The 25,652-nt window shown below is 45.0% G+C and carries 30 protein-coding genes; all 30 read right to left on the bottom strand.

Translation table 11 applies throughout. The features are described 5' to 3' along the window. Positions 1-14: 14 nt before the first annotated feature. Entirely contained in the window at positions 15-779 is a 765-nt protein-coding gene (locus tag ACFQ2J_RS03250; protein ID WP_386056529.1) for a FliA/WhiG family RNA polymerase sigma factor, read from the bottom strand. Positions 780-821: 42 nt separating this feature from the next. After that, the gene (locus ACFQ2J_RS03245) at positions 822-1,124 is read right to left on the bottom strand and encodes a hypothetical protein (RefSeq protein ID WP_386056528.1); all 303 of its coding nucleotides are present in this window, start codon (positions 1,122-1,124) and stop codon (positions 822-824) included. Further along, entirely contained in the window at positions 1,124-1,621 is a 498-nt protein-coding gene (locus tag ACFQ2J_RS03240) for a chemotaxis protein CheD (RefSeq protein WP_386056526.1), read from the bottom strand. Before ACFQ2J_RS03240 ends, ACFQ2J_RS03245 begins: the two co-directional genes overlap by 1 nt. After that, positions 1,614-2,219 (bottom strand): chemotaxis protein CheC, encoded by a 606-nt coding sequence (locus ACFQ2J_RS03235; protein ID WP_386058332.1) that lies wholly within the window; start codon positions 2,217-2,219, stop codon positions 1,614-1,616. Before ACFQ2J_RS03235 ends, ACFQ2J_RS03240 begins: the two co-directional genes overlap by 8 nt. A 44-nt stretch (positions 2,220-2,263) precedes the next feature. Further along, complete coding sequence (locus ACFQ2J_RS03230; protein WP_386056525.1) at positions 2,264-2,734, bottom strand: chemotaxis protein CheW; 471 nt, start codon at positions 2,732-2,734, stop codon at positions 2,264-2,266. Positions 2,735-2,745: 11 nt separating this feature from the next. Continuing rightward, entirely contained in the window at positions 2,746-4,770 is a 2,025-nt protein-coding gene (locus ACFQ2J_RS03225) for a chemotaxis protein CheW (protein WP_386056523.1), read from the bottom strand. A gap of 18 nt (positions 4,771-4,788) precedes the next feature. Beyond that, positions 4,789-5,841 (bottom strand): protein-glutamate methylesterase/protein-glutamine glutaminase, encoded by a 1,053-nt coding sequence (locus ACFQ2J_RS03220; protein ID WP_386056521.1) that lies wholly within the window; start codon positions 5,839-5,841, stop codon positions 4,789-4,791. 1 nt (position 5,842) lies between these two features. Continuing rightward, entirely contained in the window at positions 5,843-6,709 is an 867-nt protein-coding gene (locus tag ACFQ2J_RS03215) for a MinD/ParA family protein (protein ID WP_386056519.1), read from the bottom strand. After that, positions 6,702-7,814 carry a flagellar biosynthesis protein FlhF gene (flhF, locus tag ACFQ2J_RS03210; RefSeq protein WP_386056517.1) on the bottom strand — a complete coding sequence of 371 codons (1,113 nt, stop codon included), beginning with the start codon at positions 7,812-7,814 and terminating at the stop codon, positions 6,702-6,704. The genes ACFQ2J_RS03215 and flhF overlap by 8 nt, the downstream gene beginning before the upstream one ends. Then, positions 7,811-9,844 carry a flagellar biosynthesis protein FlhA gene (gene flhA / locus ACFQ2J_RS03205; protein WP_386056515.1) on the bottom strand — a complete coding sequence of 678 codons (2,034 nt, stop codon included), beginning with the start codon at positions 9,842-9,844 and terminating at the stop codon, positions 7,811-7,813. Before flhA ends, flhF begins: the two co-directional genes overlap by 4 nt. A gap of 21 nt (positions 9,845-9,865) precedes the next feature. Further along, the gene (flhB, locus tag ACFQ2J_RS03200; RefSeq protein ID WP_386056513.1) at positions 9,866-10,945 is read right to left on the bottom strand and encodes a flagellar biosynthesis protein FlhB; all 1,080 of its coding nucleotides are present in this window, start codon (positions 10,943-10,945) and stop codon (positions 9,866-9,868) included. Between the two features lies 1 nt (position 10,946). After that, positions 10,947-11,726 (bottom strand): flagellar biosynthetic protein FliR, encoded by a 780-nt coding sequence (fliR, locus tag ACFQ2J_RS03195; protein ID WP_386056511.1) that lies wholly within the window; start codon positions 11,724-11,726, stop codon positions 10,947-10,949. A gap of 3 nt (positions 11,727-11,729) precedes the next feature. Further along, positions 11,730-11,999, bottom strand: coding sequence for a flagellar biosynthesis protein FliQ (fliQ, locus tag ACFQ2J_RS03190; RefSeq protein WP_386056509.1), 270 nt, complete (start codon positions 11,997-11,999; stop codon positions 11,730-11,732). A 17-nt stretch (positions 12,000-12,016) separates the two neighbouring features. After that, positions 12,017-12,682, bottom strand: coding sequence for a flagellar type III secretion system pore protein FliP (fliP, locus tag ACFQ2J_RS03185; RefSeq protein ID WP_386056507.1), 666 nt, complete (start codon positions 12,680-12,682; stop codon positions 12,017-12,019). Continuing rightward, the gene (fliO, locus tag ACFQ2J_RS03180; RefSeq protein ID WP_386056506.1) at positions 12,675-13,223 is read right to left on the bottom strand and encodes a flagellar biosynthetic protein FliO; all 549 of its coding nucleotides are present in this window, start codon (positions 13,221-13,223) and stop codon (positions 12,675-12,677) included. Before fliO ends, fliP begins: the two co-directional genes overlap by 8 nt. Before the next feature lie 131 nt (positions 13,224-13,354). Next, positions 13,355-13,717, bottom strand: a complete 363-nt coding sequence (locus ACFQ2J_RS03175) for a response regulator (RefSeq protein ID WP_386056505.1) — start codon at positions 13,715-13,717, stop codon at positions 13,355-13,357. 20 nt (positions 13,718-13,737) lie between these two features. Then, a complete protein-coding gene (fliY, locus tag ACFQ2J_RS03170; protein WP_386056503.1) occupies positions 13,738-14,946 on the bottom strand; it encodes a flagellar motor switch phosphatase FliY in 1,209 nt (402 codons plus the stop codon). Then, the gene (fliM, locus tag ACFQ2J_RS03165) at positions 14,936-15,940 is read right to left on the bottom strand and encodes a flagellar motor switch protein FliM (RefSeq protein ID WP_386056502.1); all 1,005 of its coding nucleotides are present in this window, start codon (positions 15,938-15,940) and stop codon (positions 14,936-14,938) included. The genes fliY and fliM overlap by 11 nt, the downstream gene beginning before the upstream one ends. A 37-nt stretch (positions 15,941-15,977) precedes the next feature. Then, positions 15,978-16,397, bottom strand: a complete 420-nt coding sequence (gene fliL / locus ACFQ2J_RS03160; RefSeq protein WP_386056500.1) for a flagellar basal body-associated protein FliL — start codon at positions 16,395-16,397, stop codon at positions 15,978-15,980. Next, on the bottom strand, positions 16,390-16,608 hold the full coding sequence (locus ACFQ2J_RS03155; RefSeq protein ID WP_386056498.1) for a flagellar FlbD family protein: 219 nt from the start codon (positions 16,606-16,608) through the stop codon (positions 16,390-16,392). The genes fliL and ACFQ2J_RS03155 overlap by 8 nt, the downstream gene beginning before the upstream one ends. 47 nt (positions 16,609-16,655) lie before the next feature. Further along, entirely contained in the window at positions 16,656-17,519 is an 864-nt protein-coding gene (flgG, locus tag ACFQ2J_RS03150; RefSeq protein WP_386056496.1) for a flagellar basal body rod protein FlgG, read from the bottom strand. A gap of 84 nt (positions 17,520-17,603) precedes the next feature. Further along, positions 17,604-17,975 (bottom strand): TIGR02530 family flagellar biosynthesis protein, encoded by a 372-nt coding sequence (locus tag ACFQ2J_RS03145; protein ID WP_386056494.1) that lies wholly within the window; start codon positions 17,973-17,975, stop codon positions 17,604-17,606. Between the two features lie 16 nt (positions 17,976-17,991). Further along, entirely contained in the window at positions 17,992-18,441 is a 450-nt protein-coding gene (gene flgD / locus ACFQ2J_RS03140) for a flagellar hook assembly protein FlgD (RefSeq protein ID WP_386056492.1), read from the bottom strand. A gap of 9 nt (positions 18,442-18,450) precedes the next feature. After that, positions 18,451-19,824: a flagellar hook-length control protein FliK gene (locus ACFQ2J_RS03135; protein WP_386056490.1), complete on the bottom strand. Its 1,374-nt coding sequence runs from the start codon at positions 19,822-19,824 to the stop codon at positions 18,451-18,453. Positions 19,825-19,859: 35 nt separating this feature from the next. Further along, entirely contained in the window at positions 19,860-20,429 is a 570-nt protein-coding gene (locus ACFQ2J_RS03130; protein WP_386056489.1) for a MotE family protein, read from the bottom strand. Between the two features lie 4 nt (positions 20,430-20,433). After that, positions 20,434-20,883, bottom strand: a complete 450-nt coding sequence (gene fliJ, locus ACFQ2J_RS03125) for a flagellar export protein FliJ (protein WP_386056487.1) — start codon at positions 20,881-20,883, stop codon at positions 20,434-20,436. Further along, positions 20,883-22,202, bottom strand: a complete 1,320-nt coding sequence (gene fliI, locus ACFQ2J_RS03120; RefSeq protein WP_386056485.1) for a flagellar protein export ATPase FliI — start codon at positions 22,200-22,202, stop codon at positions 20,883-20,885. Before fliI ends, fliJ begins: the two co-directional genes overlap by 1 nt. Next, on the bottom strand, positions 22,195-22,959 hold the full coding sequence (gene fliH, locus ACFQ2J_RS03115; RefSeq protein WP_386056483.1) for a flagellar assembly protein FliH: 765 nt from the start codon (positions 22,957-22,959) through the stop codon (positions 22,195-22,197). Before fliH ends, fliI begins: the two co-directional genes overlap by 8 nt. Then, positions 22,952-23,968, bottom strand: a complete 1,017-nt coding sequence (gene fliG / locus ACFQ2J_RS03110) for a flagellar motor switch protein FliG (protein ID WP_386056481.1) — start codon at positions 23,966-23,968, stop codon at positions 22,952-22,954. The genes fliH and fliG overlap by 8 nt, the downstream gene beginning before the upstream one ends. A gap of 9 nt (positions 23,969-23,977) precedes the next feature. Next, a complete protein-coding gene (fliF, locus tag ACFQ2J_RS03105) occupies positions 23,978-25,588 on the bottom strand; it encodes a flagellar basal-body MS-ring/collar protein FliF (RefSeq protein ID WP_386056479.1) in 1,611 nt (536 codons plus the stop codon). Positions 25,589-25,652: the final 64 nt, after the last annotated feature.

Genomic DNA, 25,652 nt, shown 5'->3' with positions numbered 1-25,652 from the left:
GACGAACTCTATTCCTACAGTTTTGAAAGGATATGTTTCAACTTGAATAATGCCTTCGCATGGATTTGGGAAATTCTCGAAGTTGTAAGATCGAGCACCTGGCCGATTTCTGTCAAAGTCAGTTCATCGTTATAGAAGAGACTGATGACGAGTTGTTCATTTTCCTTAAGCTCAAGAATTGCTTCTGCCAATTCATGATGGTTTTCCGATTGGATGAGCTTTGCATCAGGTGATAATGTTTTAGGATCCGGAAGTGTGTATCCGGAATTGTCCTGTCCACTTCCATCATCTTTAACTTTCTCTTCCATTGAAAGGACATTGGCGTATAAAGCATCCTTATTAACTTCTGCTACTTCCGTCTCTGTCATGCTGACTGCCTCAGCTACTTCACTGATACTTGGGGGACGGTGCAATTTCTGTTCGAGCGACTCGGTAATCTGATCGATTTTTTTTGCTTTATCCCTCGTTGAGCGAGGAAGCCAATCTTCTTTTCTCAACCCATCGATGATTGCACCACGAATCCTGAAAGAAGCGTACGTATCAAACTTCAAATCCCGCTTCAAATCGAATTTCCTCAAGGCATCAAATAGCCCGAAAACTCCTAAACTTCTAATATCATCCTTACTTACACTGGATGGCAGGTGGGCTGAGATCCGCTGCACATGAAAGCTGACAAGATGATCGTACATTTTGACGAGTTCATTTGCAGCTTCCATATCCTGCTCCGCATGCCACCGATTCCACAACTCTTGTTCCTGAGGAGACAACGTCTTTGTCATAAAATCCCCCTCACCATGATGTATTGATTATATACCGTCAGCTTATTTTGCATCTTCTTTCAACAACGCCTTTATGGCTGCTGATGCTTGTTTCACCTGTTCTTCACTTTGCTCATTTACACCATTGAATTGTTTATTCTCAGTCTTATGGACAAGTGAAGATTCAACACTTCTTAACGTTGGAAACACCATTCTTAGAGGAAAGATCAGAACAAACAGCACAAAAAATGCAATAGTTGCTCTAATGATGGAAGTTTCGAACGTATTGGCACTCCATGAAGAAAAAAATGCTATTGCAAAACCAAGCAGTGCTCCTGTTAGATTCGTCAAAAGTGATCCACTCATCAAATCTCTGAAACTCCTTTATTGACGGTCCGAATACGTAACATGCCAGTAATTGGGTCAAACTCGATCGTCCGTCCGTTGTTACCCCCTACATCTTCTGCAATAAGAGGAATCCCATGCTCTTTAAGACATTTCTTCACTGCATCCACATTCCTTGGTCCGATGCGCATCATATCCGATGTATTGGAAAACTGGAACATTTGCGCCCCTCCTGCGATTTTTGCTTTCAAAGCGAACCGGCTTACATTCTCCATAAGCAGGCGTTTCATAAGTTCATCAATCGCAGTATTTGCATATTTTGCAAGGTTTTTTATATTCCCTTTTGAAAGTGTGCTGTCAGGAAGCATGATGTGTGCCATTCCCGCCACTTTCTTTAAGTGGTCGTAAATGATTACCCCGACACATGAACCTAGGCCTGATGTACGGATTACGCTACCTTCGCGCACGATATTCATATCCGCAATCCCCACTTTGATTACTGCAACTGCTTTATTCATCCGTTTCAACTCCGAGTGACCTGAAAACTTTTTCGTATGAACCAGGATCAGGTAGAAGGAAGAAGTGGCCTTTTACATCCTGCTGCTCCGTTTCTTCCGTGCTCAAGCACGTTTCAATGACGATTGCCTGATCACTCACCTGTGAAAGTTCGATCAGACCGAAACTGAGGGTAGCTCCTACCATATCGATTGCAATAGAAGGGACAGATGGGTGAAGATCCAGATTCGTAAAATCGGCTAAGGAAGATAGATAGGATCCTGTAAGGATATTACCAAGCTCATGCAGTGCAGAAATCGCCAGCTCATCATATGGCGGTTGATCGAACTGCACGTCTTCGGAATGGATCATCATACTGACGAACCTCCTGGCCTGTTCAGGGCTAAGCACGAAGAACATACTGCCTGGCGCATCGCCTTCCATACGGAGGAATACCGATACCATCTTCTTTTCAGCACCACCGCCGAGTTCCATCATCTCATCAAAATCGACCATCCGGACCGAAGGAACATGCATCTCGACTTTATGTTGGAGTAGCTGGGACAAAGACGTCGCAGCATGTCCTGCACCGATATTGCCGATTTCTTTCAATACATCCATATGATAGTCGGTGAAACGATCCGTAAAATTAGTCACAATTAATCTTACCCTTCCAACGTCTTGATTGAATCTACTTCATCACTTGTAAGGACTCGGTTCAGATCCAGCAGTACAAGAAGTCGCCTCTCCAGTTTCGCCACTCCTCGGATATAGTCCGCTTCTACAGCTCCAACAACTTCCGGTGGCGGTTCGATGGCTTCTTCAGGAATATCGATGACATCATTTGCTGCATCGACGATCAAACCTACTTCCATATCATCCAGGTAAACGATGATCATCCTAGTAGACTCTGTATGTTCCGTCTCTTCCAGTCCGAATCGTGAACGAAGATCAAGGATAGGTGTGACAACGCCCCTGAGGTTGATGACACCTTTCACAAAATCTTCCGTATTCGGAACGCGAGTGATCGGCTGAATTCTTTCAATGGATCCAACCTGTTGCACCGGAACTGCATATTCTTCGTCTTTAAGCTGAAAGACGATCACTTTCAAATCCTGCTTCGTTTCGATTGACATGGTATCGCCCCCTATTTAATCAGTGCATTGCTATCAATGATCAGTGCCACTTGTCCATCACCGAGAATCGTCGCCCCTGAAATCGCAAAAGTATTTGTAAGATAACTGCCAAGTGCTTTAAGTACGACTTCCTCCTGGCCGATGAACGAGTCGACCACAAGCCCTGCCATCTTGTCTCCTTTACGGACGATGATGACAGAGAAATAATCATCTTCTTCGACCGAATCCTGTGGTACATCGAAAATATCTTTCAAAAATACCAGCGGTACGACTTTACCGCGGAAGTCGATCACTTTTTTGTTATGCGCATGCATGATGTCCTTTTTTTTGAAAATCGCTGTCTCAATGATGGATGACAACGGTACAGCATATTTCTCTTTCTGGATTTCTACCAGCATGACAGAAATGATCGAAAGTGTAAGCGGCAGTTGAATGGAGAAGATGCTCCCTTCATCCAGCTTCGAATCGATGGTGATACTTCCGCCCAAGGATTCAATGGTATTCTTGACTACATCAAGTCCTACACCGCGACCAGATACATCCGAGATGACTTCAGCTGTCGAAAAGCCGCTGGCCATGATCAATTCATAGACCTGCTGATCGGGCATCCCTTCTGCCTGCTCGTGGGTGATGACCCCATTTGCGATGGCTTTGTTCAGGACTTTCTCACGGCTGATTCCCGCACCATCGTCTGTAATTTCGATGAACACATGGTTTCCGCTATGATACGCTTTCAAGTGGAGGGTACCTTGCTCACGTTTACCTTTGGCCGAACGTTTTTCTGGCGTTTCAATTCCATGGTCGATAGCATTTCTGATCAAGTGTACGAGCGGATCACCAATTTCGTCGATGACTGTCCTGTCAAGCTCTGTGTCTGCACCACTTATCTCAAGCAGGATGTTTTTGTCCAAGTCACGAGCCAACTGGCGCACCATTCTCGGAAAACGATTGAATACCTGATCGATTGGAACCATTCGCATCGTCAGGATAATATTCTGTAAGTCTCCTGAAACTCTCGTCATCCGCTCCACCGTTTCAGTCAGCTCTCCATGGTCAAGGTCTCTTGAAATCTGATCAAGCCTTCCCCGATCGATGACAAGTTCTTCAAAAAGGTTCATCAATACATCTAACCGATCAATATTGACACGGATGGTTTTGTTGGCTGCGTTCTTTTTTGGCTTACCTGAATTTTCATTGGAAGCTTCTTTCTCAACTGGGGAACCGTCTTTTGTTCCTTCTTTCAATTCAGTGACTTTCATGTCAGATTCTCGTTGCTGTTCGGTATAAAGCTCAACGGAAAATGGTTGTACGAGTACCTTTTCGATTTCAGATACCTTCATCACTTTTGCCTGAACTGCTTCCGCTGATTCTTTTGTTACGACGAGAACGGTGAACGATGATTCGAAGTCTTCATTTTCAAGCTGATCGACCGTAGGGACGGACTTGACAACTTCACCGACCTGCTCAAGAACTTCAAACACCATATAAACCCTTGCGGCCTTCAGCAGACAATCCTCACGCAGATGGACGTTGATTTCATAATGGGAAAAGCCTGCTTCTTTCGATTCTTCCAGAACTGTAATTTCGAATTCATCTAGTTCGACGGCGTTCGTTACGATCTCATCTCCGCCACCGGCAACTGCTGCTTCGATCGCTTCACCTTTTTCGATTGCATCCAGTTGCTGTACTACCTTTTCCACGTCCCGTTTTCCTTCTCCGCCACTTGCAATATCGAGTACCATCGCTTCCAGATCCTCAACAGCATCGAAGACAACATCCAATATCTCCGAATTTACGCGGATTTTTTCATTACGAACCGCGTCCAGCACGTTCTCCATTTTGTGGGTGAGGTTGGCTAGGTCCTGGTAGCCCATCGTAGCTGACATCCCTTTCAAGGTGTGTGCAGAACGGAAGATTTCACCGACTATGGCAAGGTCATCAGGTTTCTTTTCCAGCTCTAACAGCTGATCATTGACATTTTGAAGGTTTTCTTTACTCTCTTCAATAAAAACTTCTAAATATTGCGTCATTTCCATTTGGAATCCCCCCTGGCTTTATTCGAACGTGTCCAATATAGTGGTGCTGATATCCGATAATGGAACCGTCTTGTCCGTCATCCCTTTGTTGATGACGGCTTTCGGCATTCCAAAGACTACTGCGCTATCTTCCGATTCCGTAATGGTATATGTATTGGGTATCGCTTGTCTCAATTTCTCCAATCCCTTTGCTCCATCGGACCCCATGCCAGTCATGACGACGGTAGTGGGGATGTATTCTTTCAGCAAAGCGATTGAATGGAACAATGCATCAACCGAAGGACGGTGGCCATTCATCGGGGCAGACTGATCAAGGCGGATGGAAAGTCCTGCCCCATGCTTATCCAGTGTCATATGAAAATTACCCGGAGCGATATAAGCTGTACCATCCTGCAGAATTTCTCCTTCGCTGGCTTCTTTTATCGTGATGGATGAGATGGAATTCAATCTGTCAGCCAAAGATTTCGTGAACCCTGGAGGCATATGCTGGACAATGACGATAGGAGCTGGGAAGTCTGCAGGCAAATGTGTAAGTACTTGCTGTAATGCACGAGGACCTCCTGTGGATGTTCCGATTGCAACAATCCTTTTCCTATCCGTTCCTCTTTTTTTCAGATTGATAGATTTTACGGCTGTTTTAATCGGTTGCCGGGAGACGATCCCTCTCATGTTTGCATTCGCTGCTGCGACTACTTTGTCAACGATTTGCTCCCTTATGGTGTCGATATCAAGGGAAATGGAGCCGGATGGCTTCTGGATGAAATCCACAGCTCCCAGCTGCATTGCCTTCACTGTGCTATCTGCACCTTCGGCAGTCAAGCTGGATAGCATGACAACGGGTATCGCGTACTTCTCCTTGATTTCCTCTAAAGCAGTCAGGCCATCCATGACCGGCATTTCAATATCAAGGGTTACGACATCCGGTTTATGCGTTTGACATTTCGCGATCGCATCCGTTCCGTTTCGTGCTGCAGCTATGACCTCCAGCCTTGGATCGTGATTCAACATGTCGCTGATGACTTTCCGCATGAATGCAGAATCATCGACGACCAGGACTTTTTTTATAGTCATATCATTTACCTCTCTGTAGTAGCTCTTTCAATTTGAAAAGGAAGGAACTTTCCTGACGCTTCTCCTCAGTATTTGTACCAGATACGAAATCTCCGGCCACTTCCACCAACGCTTTGCTGATGGAGGATCGTTTATCAAATTGCGTGTAAGGAACCTGCTGGATGACGGCTTTACTGACCGTTTTATCATCAGGAAGAATTCCAAGCGCCTCAATCTCCCTGTCGAGAAACTTGCGGACGACTGATGTCAATCGATCGATCGTTTCGTGCCCCTCACTTTTGTTTGCTGCCCGATTGATCAGAATACGGATCGACTGATCGGAACGACTGCGATGGACGTGTTTGATCATTGCGTAAGCATCGGTAAGCGATGTCGGTTCAGGTGTAGTGACGACGATCACTTCATCCGCCGCTAAGATGAAATGCAGACTGTCCTGCGTAGCCCCTGCTCCCATATCAAAAATGATGTAATCATAGGTTTGTTGAAGCTTGTCAAATTCTTGGGTGAAATAACGAAACTTTTCATCTGTCAATTTGAAAAAATCTGTAAATCCGGAACCTCCCGCTATATATGACAAGGAGTTTGGTCCTGATTCTATAATATCATGAATCGACAATTTTTCGTCGAATAGATTTAAAATCGTATAGGTCGGACTTTTACCGATCAGGATATCAATATTCCCCATTCCGATGTCCAGGTCGAACAGCAGTACTCGCTTTCCTAGATTGATAAGTTCCATCGAGAAGTTCAGCGCGAAATTCGACTTGCCGACTCCCCCTTTACCACTGGTGATTGCGATGGTTCTTGCTCTTCCTGTTTGTTTTCGCTGCTCGAGGATTTCTCTTAGCCGTTGAGCCTGATCAGTCATCGGAGAAGTCTCCCATCACCCTGGCTACAATCGTATCTGGTGAAGCATTTCTGATATCATCTGGTACATTTTGCCCGTTTGTAATATAGGAAACACTCACCTGGTTCTTAAGTGCCATATTCACCATACTTCCATATGCTGATGTTTCATCCGCTTTCGTGAAGATAAGTCGATCGATACCGACATGCTGGAATCGATCGAAAATTTCCTGCATATCGTTGTAACGGGATGTCAGGGATAAGACGAGATGCGTTTCCATATCCTCATTGAAATCGATCACTTTACCCAGTTCTTTCACATAATGGGGATCTCTGAAATTTCTTCCCGCTGTATCGACAAGTACAAGATCATATTCCTTGAATTTTTCCCTGGCCTGAATGTAATCCTCCACGGAATAAGCAACTTCAATTGGGATATCAAGAATTTTTGCATATGTCTTCAATTGATCGATGGCAGCGATCCGATACGTATCCGTAGTAATCAAAGCCACATTCTTCTGGTGGTTCAACAAATGTTCGGATGCAATTTTAGCAATCGTCGTCGTTTTCCCGACTCCGGTAGGACCAACCAGATGGATGAAACGGTTATCGAGCATACTCCCTTCAATAGAAGCTTTCTCCAACTCTTCTTTCAATCTAGTTGTAAGGTTCATGAAAAGGTTGCTTTCATCCTCAGAATTCTCACTACTTACACTTTCCAGTAATGATACAACGATATCTTCTGATACTTCCTGCTGCTTGAGGTATTCGTAATATTTCTGTATTTCAGGTGCAAAGGCAGATTCAACAGAAGGAGAACGTTGAATCAACATTTTCTTAAGTTCTGCAATTTCCTTCATTACTGCGTAATTGTCTGTTGCAACAGCTTCCGGTTTGGCAGGTAGTGGCCTATCAGCCGTTAAAGCTGGAGGAGAGGGTTTACGTTGTTGCTCCTGCTTCGGATCAATTGCTGCGATCACTTCCAGTTTTCTTTTGCGGAACATTCCGAGAAAGCCTCCCCGGAACACGATTTTGGAATTCAGGATGACCGCTTCCGTCCCTAACTCCTTTCTTACTTGTTTCATCGCTTCAGGCATCGTATCTGCTTCGAATTTTTTCACCTTCATGCTACGTTCACCACTCCTACACTCTGTACTTCAACCGTCGGCTCGAGCTCATTATATGAAAGGACGATCATCTGAGGCAGATGACGGTCCAACAATTGTTTCAAATACATCCGGATGGCAGGCGAACAGAGAATGATGGCTGATTCTTCCATGAGTGAAAGCTGCTCCGCTTGTTCAGCAATGGCTTTGATGATTGTCTGCTGTGTATCCGGATCAAGTGCAAGGTAGCTGCCATGCTCTGTTTGCTGGATATGCTCTGCCATCAGTTTTTCTACTCTTCCGGATACGGTGATGACTTTGACTACCCCACCACCTTTAGAGTACTGGGAAGTAATCTGCTGGGATAGCGATTGGCGGGCATATTCTGCAAGCAGCTCCGTATCATTGGTCATTTTTCCGAAATCAGCCAACGTTTCAAAAATGATCGGTAAATTTTTCACCGAAACATTTTCACGGAGCAGCTTAGCCAGCACTTTCTGTACGTCTCCGATTGATAGTGGATCAGGTGTGACTTCCTCGACCAGGATCGGATTGGACTCCTTCAGATGATCGATCAACTGTTGTGTCTCCTGTCTCCCCAGCAATTGATGGGCATGATTCTTAATTACTTCCGTCAAATGGGTGGAGACGACAGAAGGAGGATCCACTACGGTGTAGCCGGAAAGCTCAGCTTCATCTTTCAACTCTTCCGTAATCCATTTGGCAGGAAGGCCGAATGCAGGCTCCTTCGTTTCAATTCCATCGATTCCATCCTCCTCTACCCCTGGACTCATTGCCAGGAAGTGGTCGAGGAGCAGTTCACCTCTTGCTGCTTCATTCCCTTTTATTTTGAGACGGTATTCATTAGGCCCTAGCTGGATGTTATCCCTTATTCTCACTACTGGTATGACAAGACCCAATTCGATAGCCAGCTGTCTGCGAATCATGACGATCCGGTCGAGCAGGTCGCCTCCCTGATTTGTGTCGGCAATCGGAATCAATGCATAACCGAATTCGAATTCGATCGGATCCATACTGATCAGACTGACTACATTTTCAGGGGACTTCATCTGATCTGTCGCTGTTTCATCTTCATCTTCTGGAAGTTCGATTTCTTCCTGCTCCGATTTTCTGGACAGCCAATACCCTCCGAAAGCCAATACAGCAGCAATCATTGCCGTAAGGAAGAAGTTGATCGGTGTTAAGCCCAGGAAGAAAATCGTACCTGCAGCAATGTATAACAATTTTGGATAACGGAGGAGCTGAGCTGTGACATCTGAACCTAAATTCCCTTCCGATGCCACTCGTGTCACTACGATTCCCGTCGCTGTCGAAATCAACAGTGCGGGAATCTGACTGACGAGCCCGTCCCCGACAGTAAGTCTCATATATGTATTGACAGCTTCTGTGAAGCTCATATCCATTTGAACCATACCGATGATCAGGCCGAACATGATGTTGATCAGAACGATGATGATCCCTGCAATCGCATCTCCTTTGACAAATTTACTGGCTCCATCCATCGCCCCATAGAAATCCGCTTCCTGTTCTACTTTTTGGCGCCTGTCTTTCGCCTGATGCTCAGAAATCATGCCTGCGTTCAAATCGGCATCAATGCTCATCTGCTTTCCTGGCATCGCGTCCAATGTGAACCTTGCTGCAACTTCAGAAACCCTTTCCGCACCTTTTGTGATGACGAGGAATTGGATGATGACCAGGATCACGAAGACAACAAATCCGACCAATGGATTGTCGCCAATGACAAACGATCCGAAAGTGGCAATGACGCCTCCTGCTTCTGCTTCAGAAAGGATAGAACGTGTCGTCGAAACGTTGAGGCCCAGACGGAAAAGTGTCAGCAATAGCAATAAAGAAGGAAATACTGCAAATTGCAGTGCCTCCTCCATGTTCATCGAAACAAGGATGACGACCAACGCCAATGATATATTGACAAGGATCAGGAAACTTAGCAGCCATCCAGGCAAAGGAATGACCAGCATGATGATGATTAGTATGACGCCTAGTAATACGGTTAGATCTTTTGCTGACATTCTCGTTCTCTCCTAACATATCTAAACTTTCTTCTGCACCCGGTACACATATGCCAAAATTTCTGCCACTGCCTTGTAGAACTGTTCATCTACAGCATTACCGATTTCCACTTCATCGTACAATGCTCTTGCTAAAGGACGGTTCTCCACCGTCATGATTTCATTCGCTTTTGCAATTTCTTTGATCTTCTGAGCGACGAAATCGACACCTTTAGCAACAACATAAGGTGCATCCGCTTTATCTTCATCATATTTGATCGCTATAGCGTAGTGCGTCGGGTTCGTAATGACCACGTCCGCTTCAGGGACTTCGCTCATCATCCGCCGCATCGCCATTTGCCGTTGTTTTTCCTTGATTTTCGATTTGATCAACGGATCCCCTTCGATGTTTTTATGCTCATCCTTCAAGTCCTGCTTGGACATTCGGATATTTTTTTCATAATCGAATTTCTGGTAACTGTAGTCCAACACTGAAATCAACAGCAGACCGATTGCAGCTGCTATCCCCATGATGATCGTCGTATGCCCAAAAAACGCCAGTGCACCTTCCACTGAGCGCTGAGACATCATCATCATTTCATGCTTGTTCAGCCAGATGACAGCGAAGGTAATCGTGCCGATAATCGTTATTTTAAGCAGTGATTTCACCAGTTCAACGATGGCACGGACCGAAAAGATCTTTTTCGCCCCTTTTATGGGATCGACTTTTTTCAAGTCGAATTTCAATGGTTCAGTCGTGAACATGAAACCTACTTGAAGCCAATTGGCGGATAAGCCAGCAATGATCGCCATTCCCATGATCGGTGCCAGTATCTTACTCGCTTCGACTGTCGCTTCAAAGAAGATCTGTTCAGTGGTCGCTTCGGTCAAATCCCAATGAAGATACTCCTGGAAGGCATGTTCATAAAGTCCTGTCATGCTGTCCTTCAGATAGCCGCCCATCACCATGAAAAGAAGAAACATGAACAGCATCAGAACTGCTGTATTGACATCCTGGCTTTTGGCAACCTGGCCCTTCTTCCGGGAGTCCTGCCTTTTCTTAGGAGTCGCTTTTTCTGTCTTTTCACCAGCAAAGAATTGAAGATCAAGTCTCAGCAACATGTCATGCGCCCCCCAGTAACTGCATAAAGTTCCTCATTGTCGTAAGCATCGTTTCGAACAACGTTTTTGCAAGCATCATGTATATTCCCATCGAGATGAACAGTACCACCAGTGCTACGAATATTTTTAACGGCAGCCCTACGACGAACACATTAAGCTGAGGTACTGTACGGGCAATGATTCCTAATGCAACATCTACAAGGAAAAGGCAGCCTACAACTGGAGTAGCCATCAGAAATGCGATGATGAACATACGGTTGAAAGAATCAATGACGAATGCAGCGAATCCTTCCTCCCCGATTGGAAGCCAATCCTGCATCGAAATGAATTCATAACTGTAGAAGACACCATCAATCATTAAGTGATGGCCGTTTACAGATAGGATGAACAGCAATGTGAACGTATAAAGGTATTGGCCGATCAATGGACTTTGCGCACCAGTTTGAGGATCGATGACATTGGCAATGGCAAAACCCATCTGAAAATCGATGAATCCACCGGCGATCTGAATCGCCGCAAGGATGATATAGGCCATCAAACCTATGAATATACCAACCAGTGCTTCCTTCAGTAAGAGAAGGATGAACGTTCCATTCGGAAGGATGATCGGAATATCCACTGTGAAAAATAGCATTGCAGCCAGGAAAAAACTGAAACCTATCTTATGCTGGGTCGGAACATTGCGATAAGAAAAGATCGGTAATGTTACAAAAAAAGCAGTAACCCTGACGAAAATGAGCAAGAACGCAGGGATACTTGCCAAATTGATATAATCAAGCATCGTTTAACCTACCAGTATGTTGAGATTATTGAAGATATCTGCCGCAAATTGTACCATCTGCGTCAGCATCCATGGTCCGAAAAAGATCAGTCCGACCATGACAGCTACGATCTTCGGTATGAATGCCAATGTCTGTTCCTGGATTTGGGTAGTTGCCTGAAAAATACTGACAAGCAATCCGACTGCTAGCGCAAGGATCAGCAATGGCCCGGATATAAGTAATGTTGTATAGATACCTCTTTCTGCAAGAGAGATGACCATTTCACTGTTCATCCTGCTTCCTCCTTACGTTAGAAACCTTCCAATAAAGAACGCGCAATCAAATACCAGCCGTCGACGAGTACGAACAGAAGGATTTTGAAAGGCAGCGAGATCATGACCGGTGGCAGCATCATCATCCCCATCGACATCAGTACACTCGCTACTGCCATATCAATGACAAGAAACGGCACGAAAATCATGAAGCCCATCTGAAATGCGGTCTTCAGCTCACTGATTGCGAATGCCGGCACAAGGGTCGTCAAAGGGATGTCCTGGACAGAATCCGGACGTTCCATTTGTGCATAGTTCATGAACAAGGCCAAGTCTTTCTGTCTCGTATGCTTCGCCATGAACTCTTTCATCGGTGCGGCAGCCTCCTCGTAGGCTTCATCAAGAGTTATCTCTTCATTGAAAAGCGGCTGCAGCGCCTGATCATTCACTTCCTGTAACGTTGGTGCCATGATGAAAAATGTAAGAAACAAAGCGATTCCGATCAACACCTGGTTCGGAGGCATCTGCTGGGTTGCAAGCGATGTCCTGACGAAAGAAAGCACAATCAGAATTCTGGTGAAACTCGTCATAAGTATCAAAATGCTTGGTGCCAGGGAAAGGACCGTTAAAAGAAGGAGCAGTTTGACTGATGTTGAGATACTTTCTGCGTCTGAGTTGGAAAAAATATCTATGAACTCATTCATCAGATTTACCCTCTCTTTGTCTATGTATCATTTGTTTCCGCTTACCCTTTAGATCTGACAATTCCTTGTCGAATAATTGACGGAAATTTCCTGATGATGCATCTGCCTTTGTTGAATCATCATCCTTCTTGGAAAGCTTACTGAACATGCTGCCAATCACGGAAGCATCCATACCTTCAGTCTTGGAATCAAGTAATTCATCGATCACCTTTTCATCTGTAATCTCAGTCAGCATATTCACATCATCACCGACACCAAGGACGAACACCTTGTCAGCAATCCGTACGATTTGCACAGACCGGTTCGGCCCAAGCGTCAATCCGCCCAGATTCTCGAGCTTCCTGGATTGTCCGAAGAGCTTGCTTCGTTTGTTGAAAAACTTCAATAATCCATAAATAAGACCCAGTACAAGCAACAACGCAAAAAACATCTTTACTAGACTCCACAAGAGCGACTCATTTTCATTTGGAGGTTCAGCCTGGTCTGATAGCCCGGAATCTGTACCACCATCTCCACTTTCGTTCTCGCCGCACCCTTCCATTGACGGATTTTCCAAACAATCCGGTATAGAAGGGCTGGCTGAAGCTTGATCTGGAGTGAAAAATGATAGTCCGCTCAGGATAATGAGTATCGCTGTACATATGCGGAAGTTTATCCTCATAAATCCGTTATTTATCCCAATGCTTTCTGAATCGCCTCAATGACGCGATCCGCCTGGAAAGGTTTTACGATGAAGTCTTTTGCTCCTGCCTGGATCGCATCGATGACCATCGCTTGTTGTCCCATGGCTGAACACATGATAATTTTTGCATCGGGGTGGGTCTGTTTGATTTCCTTAAGCGCAGTAATTCCATCTTTTTCAGGCATGGTAATATCCATCGTCACTAAATCCGGCTTCGTCTCATTGAATTTCTCGATCGCCTGCTGGCCATCCTGTGCTTCACCAACAACTTCAAACCCATTCTTCGTCAAAATATCCTTGATCATCATTCTCATGAATGCTGCATCGTCTACAATCAATACTCTACTTGCCATCATCATTTCCCCCTATACGTTTATCTGATTTTTTTCAAACGATCTTTCGGACTTAAAATATCTGTAACCCGGACACCAAAATTCTCATCGATGACGACCACTTCGCCTTTGGCGATCAGTTTGCTGTTCACATGGATGTCCACCGGTTCGCCCGCCAATTTATCGAGCTCAAGTACCGAACCTTTGGAAAGCTCCAAAATTTCTTTGATGGTCCGCTTCGTCCTCCCGAGTTCGACCGTGACCTTCAATGGAATGTCTAGAAGCATATCGAGGTTCCGCTGTTCATTCGAGCCTAATTGTACTTGCTCGAAATCGGAAAATTGAGCGGTTTCCACAGGTGTCTCTTCGGTATCGAACTGCGACCTTCCAATCATTTGTGGTTCTGCAGACTGCTGAACGGAAGCTTGTGGAGTCGGAGCTGTCGGCTGTTCTTTCACTGGCGTTTGCTGTACAGGCTGTGCCTTAACAGGTTCGGGTTCTTTTTCATTCACCGTTTCGAGGTCATCCTGTTCCGGTGGATTCAAAAGTTCATCTACAAGATCGATTGCGAATGGGAATGGTAACAGCTGCATGATGTTCGAATCGATCAAGGTACCCACTTTCAAATTGAAAGAGATCTTCACAAGATGATCATTATTCGGAATACTCTCCGTCCCTTCCCCACCTGCCACATCAAGCACATCGATAGCTGGCGGTGATATGTCTACACGTTTATTGAAGACCGTCGACATACTCGTAGCAGCTGAACCCATCATCTGATTCATCGCTTCCTGGACTGCACTGAGGTGGATGTCATTCATCTCTTCATCCGGAGACGTACCATCCCCTCCAAGCATCAGGTCAGCAATGATCGCTGCATCTCTGGACTGGATGACGAGAAGGTTTTCCCCCATGAAGCCTTCTGTGTACTTCACTTGAATCGCCACATGAGGTCTCGGGAATTCATCCGGCAAATTTTTCCGGCTTATAACAGAAACTTTAGGTGTCGTAATTTCCACTTTCTGATTCAATAAAGAAGATAATGCTGTGGCAGAACTGCCGAATGAAATATTCCCTATTTCACCAAGTGCATCCTGCTGTAACGGTGACAGCTCCTGAAAATCTGCATGTGTTTCAGCAGCATCATTGGCAGGAACCGTTTCACTTTCTTGTGATACATCGTCACTCGGAACATCTCCTCTCAACAATGCATCGATTTCATCTTGGGATAACATATCATCACTCATCATCGTTTCGTTCCCCCCCTTGGATTTCTTCGAGGATCTGTACAGCCATTTTTCGATTTACTTTACCCGGCTGTACCAAGAATTTCGGTTCTTCATCAATGAAGAGCCTCAATGGTGACTGGATGGATTGGTCCAATTGAATTACGTCTTCTTTTTGAAGACGAAGGAACTCTTCAATTGCAATATCCGCTTCTCCTAATACCGCAGAAGCTTCCAGTTCAGCCTGACGGATCGATTGGCTGATCGCCTTGAATTCTTCCGGATCGCTCTCCTTATGCTGCTGGTTCTGCATCCAATAATGGACAGATAGTTTGGGTATGATCGGTTCGAGTACCACGTGTGGAATACAGATGTTGATCATTCCACTGCTTTCCCCGATCGTCGTGTTCAAAGAAATGACAACTACCGTTTCATTTGGTGAAACCATTTGCAGGAATTGTGGATTGACTTCAAACTCTTCAAGCATTGGATCGACATCCACGATCGAACTCCATGCTTCCTGTAAATTCTCCAATGCTTTTTCAAATAACTGAGACATGATCGTCGTCTCGATTTCTGTGAGGTTTTCCACCTTGTTGTAGCTGGCACCTCTGCCACCCAGCACTCGGTCAAGCATTGCATAAGCAATGTTCGGATTGATCTCAAGCAGGATTCTTCCATCCAATGGCGGCACACTGAATGTATTCAGGATCGTCATTTTCGGAATAGACCGGATGAACTCTTCATACGGGACCTGGTCGACGGAAGCTACTGAGATTTGAACATAGTTCCTGAGCTGGCCAGAGAAATAGGTAGTTAAGAGCCGGGCGAAATTCTCGTGAACTCTAGATAAGCTGCGGATCTGATCTTTCGAAAAACGTAACGCACGCTTGAAATCATAGACTCTGACTTTTTTCTCTTTCTCTTCTTTCTTCAATTCATCTGCGTCCATTTCCCCGGTAGACAATGCAGAGAGAAGGGCATCTATTTCATTTTGGGAGAGAACTTCCTCAGCCAATCCTATCACCTCCGTTATGCAGACTGATCCAGGCTGGTTACTGTAAAACCTTCTTGACTGTGTAAACCTCTGTGATCTTACCTTCAGTCATGATTTTGTTCAATTTCAGCTTGATCGTCTCTTCAAGTGTTGCAATATCTGTCTTAAAAGCCTCGCTATCCATTTTTCCGAGCTCTTTAATCAGAATATTGTTCAATTGGAAATCTCTTTTAAGCAGTTCTTTCTTTGCATCATCACTATCTGTGATGATACGGAACTGGATTCTTACAAACCGGTCATTTTTCAGATCCGTAGTAATCTCTTCGGTTTCTATCGAAGCTTCCACTATATCATCAATGTTCCGCTTCCCTTCTGCTGTCTTGTTGCCATCTAGGTTCAATACTACAATCAGTGCAATTACACCGATCACTGTCAGCGAGACCAATGCGATCATCATTGATTTGATTACTCTATTCATCTTGCTCACCTACTTTTCTATGAACTCCAGCCAGACCGATCATCTTATAGTAACCAGTGATTTTATCGAGAACTTCTGTTTCACTCTCTTTAACTATCAGTTTCTTGCCATGATATGTAGTGATGGTCGTATCAGGCAAAGCCTGTACTTGTTCTATGAATAAAGCATTCAAATGAAAGGCACTACCATTCAATCGTGTCAATTCAATCATTTAAAGGGAGGGTCAGCAGAATAGACCGACCCCCTACCTCCCTTCAGTTATCGTTTTAAGTTGACCAGTTCCTGAAGGATTTCATCAGAAGTCGTAATGATTCTCGTATTCGCCTGGAAGCCTCTCTGTGCAGTGATCATTTCTGTGAATTCTTCAGCAAGATCGACGTTCGACATTTCAAGCGCACCTGCTACAGTCTGACCTGTTCCACCTTGACCAGGGATTTCAAGGTTCAATTGATTATTTGGACCGAATAGTTCAAGACCGGAGTTATTCGTTAAACGAAAACTGTTTCCTCCTAATTTTTCCAGCCCATCAGGATTAGAAAATTTAGCCAACCGCACTCTTCCGGCGGTAATTGCTTCGGTTCCTTCTACATAAGTCACAGTCCCATCAGACTGGATACTGAAACTTTCCGCTTCTGGCGGTATCCTAAGTCGCGCTGAATCTCCGTTAAGGGCACCATTATCAACACCTTCACCAATCAAAAACTGACCATTTGTATCGACGATATAGCCGTCATTATCCAAGTAGAAGTTACCTGCTCTGGTGAAGCTTAATGTAGCGTTCTCCAACCCATCCGCCACATCTTTCGCTACCATGAACATTCCATCACCTTCGATCGCAAGGTCAAGAGGTCTGTTCGTCGTTTGTCTGTTTCCTTGTGTGTGGATGGTATCGATCGTGCCTACTTTTGAGCCTAAACCTATCTGAGACGGGTTTCGCCCTCCTAAGAAGTCAGTAGTTGGAGCTTGGGCACCTGAAACGGTCTGGCTCATCATATCCTGAAACGTGGTACGTCCTTTTTTATAGCCATAAGTATTGACGTTGGCAATGTTATTACCGATAGCATCCAATTTAGTTTGAAACCCTTTCATACCGGAAATTCCGGAGTACATTGAACGTAGCATCTGTTCACTATCCTCTCTGATTTTGTTTTAAAGTAGACGCTTCAGTCGGTCAGCGTCTGGTAGGCCTCCTTTTCAAGGTCCAGCCTATCCTTCGATTAGAATCGTCCCATCGATATTCGTGAAAATCTGGGATGTTGCTTCCTTCCTATCCATTGCAGTCACTACTGTATTGTTTTTTGCACTTACCACTAGGGCAGCCTGGTCCAAAACCACCAATGGATCCTTGATTCCTTTGGTTTTTGCTTCATTGATTTTGTTCGTTATGCCCCGCCATTGTTCATCTGTAATTGTGATGCCTCTGCTCTTGATGCGCTGCTCTGCATGTTTACTTATTTTCAGCTGCTGTACTTCGTTCAGGACTTCTTTGAACGATGTTCCGGTTTTGCTTACTTTTTCACGATGATGTAAAGGCTGTAAGTTTCCCGTTTGCTGTAAATGATGGATTCTTGGATCCATGATTTCTCCTTCCTTCTTATAGATCTGAATTTGCATTGCTGACTTTAAGGATCTGTTCAACATTCACGACGCTGCCATCTTCCACTTCCAATTGGATTCGTCCGTCCTTCTGGCTGACAGCCTGTACGATACCCTCTTCCTGACCTGTCGGTTCCCCTGTTTCAGAATCGATGTTTTGAAAAGTGACTTCACGACCGATCATTGAACTGTACTCGACTACCGGAGCCATGGACTGGGCTTGCGTGAACTTTTCCATCGCACTGGACATGTTCATCATCTGCTCAAGGCTTGAGAAGCTCGTCATTTGTGAAATGAATTCTTTATCCTGCATCGGATTCAACGGATCCTGGTTTTGCAGTTGTGTCATGAGAATTCTCATGAAGTCGTCTTTGCCTAGGGTAGCATTCGTGGATCCTCTATCTGTCTGCTGTTGCCTCAAGTAGAGGGAGCCATCAATTTTAGCCATTTCTTTCACCTACGCTTCCTCATTCAATAAATAATCCATGAACGTCGTGCTATCTTCTTCTTTATTCTGCTTATCAGATTGCTGGTGTTCATTATTTGAAGAACCCTGATCATTTCCACTTGAAGACTTCTCCTGTTGGTTGGAATGAAGTGCCTGGCCATTGTTGTTCTGTTCGACCTTTTCGATTACGACCTGCTGTGGAGAAAACATGTGTCGCAGCTGCTGCATATTCCCATCCAGCATCTCTTTAGCTGCTTGTGAGGAGACCATGATCTTTACAGCCATTTCGCCGTTCAACTGCGTCATCTTCACTATTACATCTCCAAGGTTTCCAGGCTTCAATCGCATCTGGAGTTCCAGTCCACCATTCCTGTTATGCAAGAACTTACTTGATTTCAGCACACGTTCGAATTGTTGGATCAATTGCTGCTGGGCACTTTCTTTTGTCTGGCTCTGATTGAGATGGATGACATACTGTTCCACTTTTGTAATGGCTGTACCGGTCTGCAATGTACTCAAGGTTTTATTTCCTGCTTCCACACTTTCATACTGATCTAGTGCTTGCTTCATCCAATTACTTAGATCACGGCTTGTCACTTGAGCCTGCTGTTTGTAGCCAGATGCTGTAGAAAGAATCTGCTGCCTTTGCTGGAACCTTTCTAGAAGTTCCTTCACTACTGGAGAAAACTTCATATCCTTCGGTGCTGTGAGTTCGATTTTCTGGTTCGACTCAGGATTCATATGCTTGATCATTTGCTGCATTTCCGTTAAGCTCTGCAGCAATTTCTTCGACAAGGATTGCCATTCGGCACCTGCCTTTGTCGCAAATCCATTCATCTGTTGGACTATGTTTTCCAACCGTCTGAACTGTTCCTGCAGCTGCAGAAGATTAGCAGAAGTGATGGAATTTGAGCGAACCATTGACTCAGGTGCAAACAGGCTGACTGTGGCATTCGGTTTTCTCACATCCGCAGTAGATGAAAGTTCTCCCAAAAGTGATGATAATAGTTCCACCTGATTGTCCTGGGGTTCATTTACAGGCATCAAACCTTTGCTCAAATGCCACATTCCGATTACTTGATCCTTCAACATCGGACTCAGCTGATCCATTTGAGATTGAAGTGTACCTTCTGCTTCTATCAGCTGCAGCAGATCAATCCCCTCTTCGTGCATCTGCGCAAACAGACTACGAAGTTCTTCCAGAATTTCATGGTCAGGTTGAAACGGTACGTCTGTTTGAACAGGACCTTTTGCAAGGGGCTGATCGTTCATACCCGTCAGCAACCTGGCAAATGTTTGAGTTGAGACTTCTGAGGTTTTGTTGGCTCCCGGTAAACTATGCCTTGTAACAGGCGTGGTAAACAGTGATACAGTACTCGTCATATATGTCACCTCCTTTCAAGTCATACTACCGGATGTCAATTCCGGTTGATGAACGCGCTTGTAAGATTTGCTGCTTTTTCAGGGTCCATTGCAGCAAGTATCAGCCCTCTTTCTTCGTTAGGGACTTTCTCCAGGACAGATACTGCTAATACCTCATCCAGCTGTTCAATGATCGGTGCAGCCTCTTCTGCATCAATATCCTTGAAGGAAGCGGAAATGCTTTTAATCATTTCTTCCTGGTCGGTATTTACCTGATCCTCGGATTCCTGCTCTGTTTGCAACGCCAGGATTTCTTCGTTCAGTTCCTCAATCGTATCGTCTTTTCCGGCAAGCTCCCCTTCAAGCTGTTCGATTCGTGCTGACTTATCCGCCACATCCGCCATCAGTTCATTGATTTTATTTTCATTGATGGCCTCTTCTTCACTCGTGACAAGGGATTCTACACCAGGAATCTGCTGAGCCATTTCGAATACGTTTTTACCGGCGACTGTCATAATGATCAAAGTCAATACGATCAGAAAAATGATCGGAATTACGATGACAAGCAAAAACCATTGAAGTTTGCTGCCTTTATTGGGTTGCTCTCCATAACCTGCTTTTGCCATATCCTCACCTGTTTCTGAAAGTTGAATATTGCCTCAAGGAAAGATCGTCCATAAACAACGTCTCTTCTCTTTTCACATGTGCTTCCTCGAGGTTTCGTTTATTTTCAATGAGTTTTTCGAGTTTCTTGAATTCTATATAAGCGATGTTGAGGGTCTCCTGCTGCCCTTCCATTCTCTCTCTGGCTTCCTGTACCTTCGGTTGAAGGCTCAGGATCCGTTCATCTAGTCGCTGGAGATAATCCTTGTACTGGACAAAATACTGCGCAGACAAGCTGCCTTCCCTCACTTTGGCTTCGAATTCCGCTTCCGCGTTCTCTTTCCGTTTCAAAGCTTGATAGAGTTCTGTCGCAATAGCTTCGAATTCTTCCACTTTTCTCTGATACGTACGCTGCGCTTCCTGTTTATCTTTTTCACGCAAATCTTTTATTTTATGAAAAGCTTTCATCGTTGCCATCAGACATCACTCCCCTCAAGTAGTTGAGAAAGCTGCAAAATAGAATCTGTGAATGGTGCCTCGTCTCTCATCGTCTGCTTCAGGAAACGGATCATATCCGGATGATAGCGGATTGCCAGGTCGATTTCCCTGCTCGTTCCTTTTTTGTAAGCCCCGATCTGTATCAGTTCTTTGTTCTCTTCATATGTAGCTAATAAAGACCGGAATCGGTTCGCAGCTTCGATGTGATCCGTATGTGCAATATGATTCATGACACGGCTGATGGATTTAAGCACATTGATAGCTGGAAATTGATTCTGCTCTGCCAGCTTACGATCAAGGACGAAGTGTCCATCAAGGATTCCCCTTACTGCATCTGCAATCGGTTCATTCATGTCATCCCCGTCCACAAGGACAGTGTAAAATGCGGTGACCGTTCCCTTTGCACTTGTCCCAGTTCGCTCCAGCAGCTTAGGTAATACGGCAAAGACAGAGGGTGTGTACCCTTTGGTCGTTGGCGGTTCCCCGATTGCCAAGCCGACTTCACGCTGTGCCATAGCAACCCTCGTTACGGAATCCATCATCAAATTTACGTCATATCCTAGATCACGGAAATATTCGCTGATCGCTGTGGCTGTATAGGCACCTTTGATTCGCATCAATGCGGGCTGATCCGATGTGGCTGCCACGACTATCGTTTTTTTCAGTCCTTCTTCTCCCAGTTCGTTTTCAATGAATTCACGAACCTCACGTCCACGCTCTCCAATCAATGCTATTACATTGATATCTGCGGCACTATTTCGGGCAATCATCCCCATCAACGTACTCTTGCCTACCCCACTACCTGCAAATATACCGATTCGCTGGCCTTTTCCCACGGTCAAAAGTGTATCGATCGCTCGCACACCTACTTGTATCGGTTCGCGAATCGTAGGACGTGATAACGGGTTGGGTGGCTGCTGCTCTGTAGGATAGCTTTGCAATCCGTTTGGAAGCGGCTGATCGTCTAAAGGTTGCCCCATCGCATCCACAACAGACCCAATCAGACTCTTTCCAGTCTTGATCTGGAGAGGTTGTCCCGTAGCTTCAACCAGACTGCCAGGACCGATATCGCGTATTTCCTTATATGGCATCAGCAGTACGTTCTCCTCGTGGAAACCTACGACTTCAGCGGTAATCACCTTTCCCCGTTCATTCGATGAATGAATGAGACAGACATCACCGATGGATGTTTCAGGACCCTTTGATTCAATCATCAGGCCGACTACCCGGTTGACTTTACCATAGCGTTTAAACGTATCCATCTGACCGATAGCATCTACATACAGGGACTCATCCATCAGGATTCGCCTCCTTGCAGACGTCCATCAGTTTCGTTTGGATTTCATTCAATTGGCTGTCCACACTGGCATCAATCCGTCCGAATGGAGATTCGATGGTACACCCGTATGCTTCCAGACCTTCTTTTGCCATAATACTGACGCTTGCACGACCATTAGCGACAGATTGGAGGGCAGGCTTATTCTCCAGAACCATTGAGTACATCTCAGGGTGCACGTATATGTATATTTCCGGCTGATTTTGCACCTCTGACACCACGGATTTTACAACGTTCAAGAACGCTTCAGGCTCTGCTGCAATGCTTTGATGGATGATCTTTCTGGCTGCATGAATACTTAAGGCAAGAATTGTTTCCTCGCTGCTGCTTATGACTTGCTGATGATCCTTCTGCGCTTTAACAACAATTTCCCTTGCAGAAGCGAGTTTTTCTTCATATTCTGCTTGCGCTTTCCTTTCACCATCTGCATATCCCTTTTGAAAGGCTTCCTGTTCCACTGTCTCTTTCAATACCTGCTTGTCCTTTTGCCATTCTTGCTTTTCTCGTTCAATCTCCTGCCTGGCCTGTTCAATCATTCGCTCTGCTTCTTGTTTTGATTTTTCCATTTGTGCCAGGGAGGCTTGCAGATTCTTTTCCGCCTCTGCTTCAAGAGAAGTCGCACGATCCGTTTGTGCTTCTTTGAGCGTCTTATCATGCGAGGGCTTCACTGGTCGTATCCCAATCACCCGGGCGGTAGACTGCCTTTCAGAATTAAACAATGATATCATCTCCCCCACCACGGGCAATTACGATTTCTCCAACTTCCTCCAGTCTCCGAATGGAGGAAACGATCCTGGATTGAGCCTCTTCAACATCTCTCAATCGAACAGGACCCATGAATTCCATCTCTTCTTTGAAAGTTTCAGCCATGCGGTTCGACATGTTACTGAATACAATCTCCTTCACTTCTTCACTTGCAACTTTCAAGGAAAGACGAAGATCTTCGTTCTCCACTTCTCTGATGACCCTCTGAATCGCTCTGTTATCAAGAGTGACGATATCCTCAAATACGAACATCCGCTTCTTGATTTCTTCTGCCAATTCAGGATCCTGAATCTCCAGTGCATCAAGGATCGTACGCTCTGTACTGCGATCGACACCATTCAACACTTCCACAACGGCCTGGATTCCACCAGTCTGTGTGTAATCCTGCGTAACCGTCGTGGACAGCTTCTTCTCGAGAATCTGTTCCACTTGGTTGATGACTTCAGGAGATGTTGAATCCATCAACGCAATTCTTTTGGCAATATCAGCCTGCATATCCTGCGGAAGCTCAGAGAGGATTTGCGCAGATTGTTCCGAGTCAAGATAAGAGAGTACCAGCGCGATTGTTTGCGGATGCTCATTCTGGATGAAGTTCAATATTTGATTCGGATCTGCTTTCCTTGCAAAATCAAATGGTTTCACTTGCAGGGAAGAGGTCAGCCGCCCTATGATACTTGCAGCTTCCTCTTCTCCCAGTGCTTTCTCGAGCACAGTCTTGGCATATCCAATCCCACCCTGTGAGATGTAATCCTGCGCCAAAGCAATTTTATGAAATTGTTCAAGGATATCTTCTTTCTCTTCTCCCCCGACTTTTTGGACTGAAGAAATTTCCAACGTCAATTTCTCGATTTCTTCCTCCGACAAGTGTTTATAAACTTGGGCGGAAACGTCCGGGCCGAGTGATATAAGTAAAATTGCTGCTTTCTGTTTACCTGTCAACGGTGTTTTCTTCAATGGCACCATAGATCCCCCTTAATCCTCTGCAATCCAGGAGCGCAATAGTTTGGCAAAGTCTTCAGGTTTATCTTTCGCCATCTTCTCCAGTTGCTTGCGACGTATCGTAGATTCGTTCTCTTGTTCATCATCAATATCGGGAACGTCGTAAGTGGCTGCAGCTTCATACAACGCTCCGTATGTTTCTTCTTCTGGTATTTTTCGTTCTTTTCGTTTTCTCAACAATGAAACGATCAGCACGATGATTATGAACAGCAGTAGACCGCCTGCAATCACCATCCATAACGTGATGGTAGGTGTCTGTGTGTCAGAAGGATTATTTTGTTCCTTAAACTCCTGGAAAACGATCGAGACTTTTTCCTGCGGGTCAATTTCACCATAAGGCTTAGCGATTGAAGTCGAAATGATCGAATTCAAAATGGAACTTACACTTTCTTCTACAGTGGCTTGTTCCTGCGCTGTCAAAAGCACCGCTTCTCCGTTTTCGCCTGTTTCAGATTTACGATTATCGATGGCTACCTGTATTCCCAGATCTCTTACTTTATATGGACTTTCAACAATGTTTTTCTGGATCCGATCAAATTCATTATTGATTGTCTCTTTCATCATTTCATATTCGCCGTTGTTTCCTTCTGCTCCAGCTGGGTAATTCGTGACGTCCCCTTCACCGGCACCTGTTACCCCGCCAGCAGGAGGTTCGCCACTATATGTCTCGGTTATCCGCTCCACACTTACAGGCAAGCCTTCCATCGATTCGGTATCAGCAGGCTCCACCAGCTCTTCGACACGGTTTTCCTGAGTGAAGTCGATATCCGCTGTCACAGAGGCAATAATATTTTCTGCTCCAACCATTCTACCGAGCATCTGTTGGACTCTGCGTTGGATATCCCGTTCGATATCCTGCTTGACATTCTGTTGATGCGTATATGTATTCGAATTATCAATCGTGTTGTTATCTTCCAAATCAAAATAGTTAAAGTTCTGATCGGTGATGACGATATTATCTGTAGGAAGATTCGGTACCGATTTTGAAACCAAATGATACAGTGCTCTGATCTGTCCATTCTCAAACCGATATCCCGGTTCAGTCTCTACCACAATCGATGCTGATGCTTCCTGTTCCTGGTCTCCGATGAAGACGGGGCTTTCCGGCTTGTTAATCATCACTGTCGCATCCTGGATGCCCTGGATGCCTTTGATCATATTTGCAAGCTCAGTCTGCATCGTATCAAGCTTGATCATATTGAACTCATTGTCCGTCATTCCCCAGGAGGTGTTCTCACTGAAGAATGAATAGTCGATACTCCCACTATCCGGCAAACCGACAGAAGCCAGGTCTACAAGCAGGGATTCTACTTCATTTTCCGGTACGGTGATTGTGGTACCGCCATTCTCCAGCTGATAAGATACTTTCCTCGCATCGAGTTCCGCTTTTATTTGACCAACTTCCTGCAAGGTCAAGTCTCTATATAACGGTACCATCTTAGTGGATGATGAAAGGACACTTACGATGACAAGAAGCAGGATCAGTGCGAATGCCGCCCCGAGAACTGCTGTTTTCCTGCCTTTACTGCTCTCTTTCCATATGGTCGCCAACTTTTCTTTATAAATTAAATATTTTTGTTTCATAACTGCCCCCATAAAAAACACATTTCATAAGAATGATATAAAGACGTAATGGTGTAGTAGGTGC

This window comes from Thalassobacillus hwangdonensis (assembly GCF_042675915.1).
GTDB lineage: Bacteria > Bacillota > Bacilli > Bacillales > Halobacillaceae > Thalassobacillus_A > Thalassobacillus_A hwangdonensis.
This window is presented reverse-complemented; position numbering and strand designations above follow the sequence as displayed.

Excerpts from the sequence above, each read along its gene's own strand:
- ACFQ2J_RS03250 (WP_386056529.1), bottom strand. The coding sequence starts at position 779 with ATGACAAAGACGTTGTCTCCTCAGGAACAAGAGTTGTGGAATCGGTGG.
- ACFQ2J_RS03245 (WP_386056528.1), bottom strand. The coding sequence starts at position 1,124 with ATGAGTGGATCACTTTTGACGAATCTAACAGGAGCACTGCTTGGTTTT.
- ACFQ2J_RS03240 (WP_386056526.1), bottom strand. The coding sequence starts at position 1,621 with ATGAATAAAGCAGTTGCAGTAATCAAAGTGGGGATTGCGGATATGAAT.
- ACFQ2J_RS03235 (WP_386058332.1), bottom strand. The coding sequence starts at position 2,219 with ATGGATGTATTGAAAGAAATCGGCAATATCGGTGCAGGACATGCTGCG.
- ACFQ2J_RS03230 (WP_386056525.1), bottom strand. The coding sequence starts at position 2,734 with ATGTCAATCGAAACGAAGCAGGATTTGAAAGTGATCGTCTTTCAGCTT.
- ACFQ2J_RS03225 (WP_386056523.1), bottom strand. The coding sequence starts at position 4,770 with ATGGAAATGACGCAATATTTAGAAGTTTTTATTGAAGAGAGTAAAGAA.
- ACFQ2J_RS03220 (WP_386056521.1), bottom strand. The coding sequence starts at position 5,841 with ATGACTATAAAAAAAGTCCTGGTCGTCGATGATTCTGCATTCATGCGG.
- ACFQ2J_RS03215 (WP_386056519.1), bottom strand. The coding sequence starts at position 6,709 with ATGACTGATCAGGCTCAACGGCTAAGAGAAATCCTCGAGCAGCGAAAA.
- flhF (WP_386056517.1), bottom strand. The coding sequence starts at position 7,814 with ATGAAGGTGAAAAAATTCGAAGCAGATACGATGCCTGAAGCGATGAAA.
- flhA (WP_386056515.1), bottom strand. The coding sequence starts at position 9,844 with ATGTCAGCAAAAGATCTAACCGTATTACTAGGCGTCATACTAATCATC.
- flhB (WP_386056513.1), bottom strand. The coding sequence starts at position 10,945 with ATGTTGCTGAGACTTGATCTTCAATTCTTTGCTGGTGAAAAGACAGAA.
- fliR (WP_386056511.1), bottom strand. The coding sequence starts at position 11,726 with ATGCTTGATTATATCAATTTGGCAAGTATCCCTGCGTTCTTGCTCATT.
- fliQ (WP_386056509.1), bottom strand. The coding sequence starts at position 11,999 with ATGAACAGTGAAATGGTCATCTCTCTTGCAGAAAGAGGTATCTATACA.
- fliP (WP_386056507.1), bottom strand. The coding sequence starts at position 12,682 with ATGAATGAGTTCATAGATATTTTTTCCAACTCAGACGCAGAAAGTATC.
- fliO (WP_386056506.1), bottom strand. The coding sequence starts at position 13,223 with ATGGAAGGGTGCGGCGAGAACGAAAGTGGAGATGGTGGTACAGATTCC.
- ACFQ2J_RS03175 (WP_386056505.1), bottom strand. The coding sequence starts at position 13,717 with ATGGCAAGTAGAGTATTGATTGTAGACGATGCAGCATTCATGAGAATG.
- fliY (WP_386056503.1), bottom strand. The coding sequence starts at position 14,946 with ATGATGAGTGATGATATGTTATCCCAAGATGAAATCGATGCATTGTTG.
- fliL (WP_386056500.1), bottom strand. The coding sequence starts at position 16,397 with ATGAATAGAGTAATCAAATCAATGATGATCGCATTGGTCTCGCTGACA.
- ACFQ2J_RS03155 (WP_386056498.1), bottom strand. The coding sequence starts at position 16,608 with ATGATTGAATTGACACGATTGAATGGTAGTGCCTTTCATTTGAATGCT.
- flgG (WP_386056496.1), bottom strand. The coding sequence starts at position 17,519 with ATGCTACGTTCAATGTACTCCGGAATTTCCGGTATGAAAGGGTTTCAA.
- ACFQ2J_RS03145 (WP_386056494.1), bottom strand. The coding sequence starts at position 17,975 with ATGGATCCAAGAATCCATCATTTACAGCAAACGGGAAACTTACAGCCT.
- flgD (WP_386056492.1), bottom strand. The coding sequence starts at position 18,441 with ATGGCTAAAATTGATGGCTCCCTCTACTTGAGGCAACAGCAGACAGAT.
- ACFQ2J_RS03135 (WP_386056490.1), bottom strand. The coding sequence starts at position 19,824 with ATGACGAGTACTGTATCACTGTTTACCACGCCTGTTACAAGGCATAGT.
- ACFQ2J_RS03130 (WP_386056489.1), bottom strand. The coding sequence starts at position 20,429 with ATGGCAAAAGCAGGTTATGGAGAGCAACCCAATAAAGGCAGCAAACTT.
- fliJ (WP_386056487.1), bottom strand. The coding sequence starts at position 20,883 with ATGGCAACGATGAAAGCTTTTCATAAAATAAAAGATTTGCGTGAAAAA.
- fliI (WP_386056485.1), bottom strand. The coding sequence starts at position 22,202 with ATGGATGAGTCCCTGTATGTAGATGCTATCGGTCAGATGGATACGTTT.
- fliG (WP_386056481.1), bottom strand. The coding sequence starts at position 23,968 with ATGGTGCCATTGAAGAAAACACCGTTGACAGGTAAACAGAAAGCAGCA.
- fliF (WP_386056479.1), bottom strand. The coding sequence starts at position 25,588 with ATGAAACAAAAATATTTAATTTATAAAGAAAAGTTGGCGACCATATGG.